The sequence below is a fragment of the Rothia sp. 32237D007AR genome, assembly GCF_053544675.1.
In genome coordinates, this window is sequence record NZ_JBPPUO010000022.1 from 1 (window position 1) to 4,587 (window position 4,587).

At 52.9% G+C, this 4,587-nt stretch carries 6 protein-coding genes; 2 read left to right on the forward strand and 4 right to left on the reverse strand.

Annotation, left to right across the window (positions count from 1 at the left end; all coding sequences use genetic code 11):
* Window positions 1-168: 168 nt before the first annotated feature.
* The 4 genes from ACED87_RS09280 to ACED87_RS09295 all read right to left on the reverse strand — a co-directional run bounded on the left by ACED87_RS09280 (window position 169) and on the right by ACED87_RS09295 (window position 2,338).
* The gene (locus tag ACED87_RS09280) at window positions 169-492 is read right to left on the reverse strand and encodes a DUF6355 family natural product biosynthesis protein (RefSeq protein WP_449084069.1); all 324 of its coding nucleotides are present in this window, start codon (window positions 490-492) and stop codon (window positions 169-171) included.
* Between the two features lie 2 nt (window positions 493-494).
* Window positions 495-857 (reverse strand): DUF6355 family natural product biosynthesis protein, encoded by a 363-nt coding sequence (locus ACED87_RS09285; protein ID WP_449084071.1) that lies wholly within the window; start codon window positions 855-857, stop codon window positions 495-497.
* 337 nt (window positions 858-1,194) lie between these two features.
* Window positions 1,195-1,467, reverse strand: a complete 273-nt coding sequence (locus tag ACED87_RS09290) for a helix-turn-helix domain-containing protein (RefSeq protein WP_449084073.1) — start codon at window positions 1,465-1,467, stop codon at window positions 1,195-1,197.
* Window positions 1,457-2,338, reverse strand: a complete 882-nt coding sequence (locus ACED87_RS09295; RefSeq protein WP_449084075.1) for a replication initiation protein — start codon at window positions 2,336-2,338, stop codon at window positions 1,457-1,459. The genes ACED87_RS09290 and ACED87_RS09295 overlap by 11 nt, the downstream gene beginning before the upstream one ends.
* A 170-nt stretch (window positions 2,339-2,508) precedes the next feature.
* Between ACED87_RS09295 and ACED87_RS09300 the strand changes: the two genes are divergently transcribed.
* A complete protein-coding gene (locus ACED87_RS09300; RefSeq protein WP_449084077.1) occupies window positions 2,509-3,009 on the forward strand; it encodes a hypothetical protein in 501 nt (166 codons plus the stop codon).
* A gap of 600 nt (window positions 3,010-3,609) precedes the next feature.
* A complete protein-coding gene (locus ACED87_RS09305) occupies window positions 3,610-4,542 on the forward strand; it encodes a hypothetical protein (RefSeq protein WP_449084079.1) in 933 nt (310 codons plus the stop codon).
* The last annotated feature ends 45 nt before the right edge of the window (window positions 4,543-4,587 follow it).

Consider the following 4,587-nt stretch of genomic DNA (forward strand, 5'->3'; position numbering starts at 1 on the left):
GTGGTTCTTCGTTTTTTAGGGGTGTGTAGTTGGTGGTGGTTGGGTTGGGTGGTGCTCCGTCAGGGCTCGGCGGGTGGCTTGGTTGCCTGTGGGGGGGGGTTGCCGCCTAGCACCCTGACGATAGAAATGAGGAACCCAGAACTTTAAGTTCTGGGTTCCTCAGAGTAGTCAGCAGGATCCTATCGAAAATATATTTTTAATAGCACCTAGGTCTGGGTTAGCTCTAAATTCTGTTTCTCCTGGGGTTACGCAAAATGTGTCGTTTGCATATGTGTAATCAATTTGTATCTTGACGTTGTTCCCGTCGTCTGTGCAGTGGTTGTAGATTGCTTTTTCATAATGCCCATCATTTTCTCCCCCACCAATATTTGATGTTCCCACAGGTGAGAAACCACATGGACGTTGAATTTCTTCAGCATAGGAGGGAGTGATAGCTCCGAATCCCATAGTGAAAACAATAAAAGAGGTAGCTAGTATTTTCTTTTTATTCATCTTTAACAACTACCAATCGCATAAGCGTCTGTAACTTTAGCATCGCGGTCAACATACCCTAGGCGGGTCACTCCCGGCTGAACGCAGGCCTCTTTATCTCCATCTGCGGTACTTAGCTTAAGTTTGACGTTATTTCCATCGTCGGTGCAGTGATTGTACATGCCAACTCGACGTTCTCCGTCGAAAGGCCTTACATCGAAGCTAATGCCCTTCACGGCTACCTTGAATTCGATTATTCCCTCGAAGTCTTCCCATGCATGGTAGTATCCGCACACGGCAGCGTTGGCGGGAGTCATAGCGGAAAAAGATCCAGCAACTAGTGCAAAGGATGCACCGATAATTCCTAGCTTCTTCTTTGATAGCATTGTTAGTCCTTTCTTCGCTACCATACAGAATAGCCGGATCTAATATGATTTGCAAGCTTACTTAGGAGAATATCGTAATGAGTAGAAATAAACGAGTAACTCTACTTCTAGTGGTTTTAGCAGTATCAACTTATTTTATTTTTTGGGGGGTTGAGAATGAATTTGTTAGTCAGGAGTTTGCTGTCATAGCCTTACCTGTTATGCTTGCAGTAACAACAGCGATTATAATTTGGAATGCGTCACGTAGGAAATAATTATTTTTTACTTCCCATCCTTGAAGTTGAATTGAAACACTCTGTCACGAGGCTTATTCATAAGCGGATGGGGGGGGATTCCCCTATGAATAAGCCTCTATAGCTAATTTATTTTCATATTCTTGAACATAACGCCCAACAGTGCTCTTAGAAATCTCTAACTTGTTGGCAATAGCTCTAACAGATAACCCTTGTGCACGAAGTTCTGCAACTTGCTCACGCTTGGTATTCGCGCGGGCCAGGTAGTCAGCCCGTGGCTCAGCCATTAAACGCCTAACAGTGCTTTGGCTAATACCTAATTGTTCGGCTAACTCTCGGGCTGTTTTTTTACGACGCACCGGGTTCTCAGCGACCATTGTCAGCCTTTCGTAAGTCTTCGATGAGGGAATTCATTTTTTGTCGGCGCTTTTCCCCAGATTTACTACCTAGTGAAGAGCCCCATCGTTTGCGGTTAGCCTCCGTCTGCTCAGGGGTAATCTTTACCCACACCCACGAAGCAATCGACTTAGCAATCTGAGCAACCTCACCCTCACTCATTGGGCCACGAGAAAACTCATCAGCAATCACCGAAGCATTCTTCATCGAAGCAAAGGCGTACACCGTCTCTGACCACTCGGTGAAGTCCGTGTAGCGTAAACGCGCCCTGTAGGCCCACTGGCGGGTGAGGTTGAACAAGGCGACATTCCTGCCCACCGTGGAGTCCAGAACCGTCTGAGCGTTCCTGTGAGGCGCTGGGAGGGCTCCTACGTCTCCTAGGGCCTTAGCAAGGTCTTTGAGCCCGTAGAGGGCTTCTGAGGCGCCCCAGAGGGGCATGTGGGCGGTGTGGGTGGGGTTTTTGGTGATTCTCCCGCCGTAGCCGATATCCCCGCCGAGAACGTCTGTCAGTCCTTGCTCAACGCGTGCCAGCAGATTCACTGGGGCGCGGTGCCCTGCATCAGTCAGGCAAACAGGGGCTTTGAGGGCGTAGACGATGTGCCCGCTACGGGTGTGGGGGTTCATGGCTACCCAGGAGGGTTGTGGGAGGCCTGCTAGGTCTGCGATGTAGTCGGCGTCTGCTCCGTCGTGGTCGGTGACGATGAGGGACTGCATGGCGAGTGGGTTGGTTTCGATGTAGGCGTGTTCGAGGGCGCGGGCGCGGGTTTGGCGCTTGTAGGAACCGTTTTTGCGGTTGGCGCACAGGGGTTTGGCGGGTAGCCAGTGGTCTGTGAAGACGTTCTCGAAGGTCATGGTTTCTAGTAGAGCATGGTGGGGGTGTCCCAGGTTGGATTTACCCCGGTGTGTCCCAACTAGCTTTTGAACTTAATCAGGTAGTTACCCTCCCTCGGTGCGAAAGCGGCCCTCTTGGTGCTACCCTGTGTACTCGTAAACATTGTTTACCCGAGTACGAGGAACCTGCCATGCCAACTTCCAAACAACCCCGTCACCCCTCTGGTCAAGTTGTCTCAGCCCGCCTAGACCCAGCCACCATTGCCCGCCTAGATGCCTTGGAAGCTACAACAAACCGAAGCCGCGGTAACTACCTGCGCCTGGCTACCCGTGCGCTCCTGGTGGTTATGGAGCAACCTCAGTGGCAGGAGATGCTTGCCCAGCATGGCCCTGCTACTATCGAACGCCGTTTGCAAGAAGTAGCCGAAGGTGCAGCTCATATGCCCGATTCAAGCGCAGCTGAAGCTGAACTAGTTGGCCAGCTTGCCACGATGCTCATTACCTGGGGTGAACGCATTGACCGCTCTTCTGACAACTTGGCCCAGGCCTTGGTAGGAGACCTGGAAAGTACTTTCGAAGAGTACGGTTTTGATGTTGAGGAAGCAGCCGAAGGTGTTGAGCCTTGGTGGGAGAAGCACCGGCGCCCTCGTATTGCAGAAGCAATCTGGCAGGAAAAACTAGCTGAGCAATAGCAGCTCAGAGTCACCACAAGCTATACCCAAACCCACAGGCTAAAGAGCCTCAGCAAGAGCAGAAAAGCCAGGATCACAGCAGATACCAAACATGAGCTAAACCCAGAGGAAACATCACCGAGGGCAAGCGCCACATCATAAGCCAATACCAACGCATCAAGAGCTACCCCAGAGCAACAGCAAGAACCAGGGCATACGCAGAAAAATGCAACACACGTCTGGCATTGAACTGCATGCCCAGGGCAACAGTCCCGGTTGCAGATAACGAGTCAGACAGTCAGGCACGTATGCCAAACTTCGTTTGACCCTCCCTGCCCGTGACAAAAACGCACGCCCAACCCTGCCGGTTTCACCTCAATCGACCCAGAACCCCCGCACAAAAATCTCAGGCCCTTCTGTACTCGTTCCTCGCACCCTTCTGCCTGATTTTGTACACGGCCCGCTGGTCTCATGTGTAAAACCGCGCGCACACAATGTGCGCGGACGACCCCGGCGCAAAGCGCCGATGAACCGTCACACCTCTTGCACCCAGTGACTCAGGAAGTACTATCTCGTTTTCGCCTATCGTCAATATCGACATGACGAAATAAAATAGCCCCCATGACACCACCTCACAGCCCCGCTGAAGAAACCCGCACTTGCCCCTACTGCCACACCGTTTTCTACTACGAAAAAGGCCCCGGCCGCCCACCGATTTACTGCACCGATACCTGCCGCAAATACGCAGCCGCCCACCGCAAATATGCCCAAGACACCAACACCCCAGTACGGCTGATACACGCAAGCCCAGTAGAAATTACCCCCGAACCTGCCCCCGTTATCCGCTACATCAAACCCAACAAAGAGCAGATGAAGGACTATCTGCGCTCTGACCCTGCACGCGTAATTCCTCACCTGTTGAAGGAATTAGGGTTTTGCCTCAATGACCGCAAAATTCCCCGTACCGAACGGGCTGAGATAGCCCACATACTGGGGCGGGTGCTGGTTCAGCTTGCCCAAGCCGAGTACGGGCCGGTCAATGGGGAGAGCGCCAGCGTACCGATAGAAACGGAGATGTCACCGCAGGATTTTGTGCATCTATCGCAGGTTTTGGGTTCTTTTGAGCAGATTGCTGCATGGGTGCAGGCGAATCGGGAGTACACCGAGTATGAGCAGATGGTGGCTGTGGGTCGGCAGGTGCGTAAGGCGCGCAAGGAGATCGCTGGTGAAGTCGAAGGGTTGCGGAAGAGGGTTGCTGAGTTAGAAGAGCAGGTTCAGCAGCAGAAGAGACAGTTAGAGCGTTCTTATGCTGTGGCAGCGCGGTTGGAGGAGCAGTATGTGCACGCGCGGGGGCGGAGTTTGGAGGTTGCTCGTGGTGCGCGTGGTTTGCCTGAGCGGGTGGCTGAGTTGGAGGCTTTGGTGGGTCAGTGGCAGGTGAGGGCTGCTGAGTGGGAGCAGGTGGCCAAGATGGAGCGGGCTAGGTGTGTTGAGGAGGTTGCGCGGGTGAGGGCTGAGGTGTTGGGTGGTGGTTCTTCGTTTTTTAGGGGTGTGTAGTTGGTGGTGGTTGGGTTGGGTGGTGCTCCGTCAGGGCTCGGCGGG